1 protein-coding gene is annotated in these 232 nt (G+C 66.4%); it reads right to left on the bottom strand.

Going from position 1 to position 232, the window contains the following annotated elements; genetic code table 11:
• A partial coding sequence (locus D3227_RS41040) for an AMP-binding protein (RefSeq protein WP_147377867.1) occupies positions 1-232 on the bottom strand: 232 nt, incomplete at both ends.

Raw genomic sequence — 232 nt, 5'->3', positions numbered from 1 at the left:
CCGGCCTCACCCCGAGGGCGATCAGATGATGCGCCAGCCGGTTGGCCCGGGCGTTGAGCTCGCCATAGCTCAGGCGCTCGTCCTCATGCACCAATGCCACCGCCGCGGGCGTCCGGCGCACCTGTTGTTCGAACAGTTCGTGCAGGCACAGATCCGACGGATACTCCGCTTCCGTCCGGTTCAGCTCCTCCAAAAGGTAGGTCCGCTCCTCGGCCGGCAGGATGTCGAGCTC

The sequence above is a fragment of the Mesorhizobium waimense genome (assembly GCF_003601975.1).
GTDB lineage: Bacteria > Pseudomonadota > Alphaproteobacteria > Rhizobiales > Rhizobiaceae > Mesorhizobium > Mesorhizobium waimense.
The sequence above is the reverse complement of the archived record's forward strand: the minus strand, read 5'-3'. Positions and strand labels throughout refer to the sequence as shown.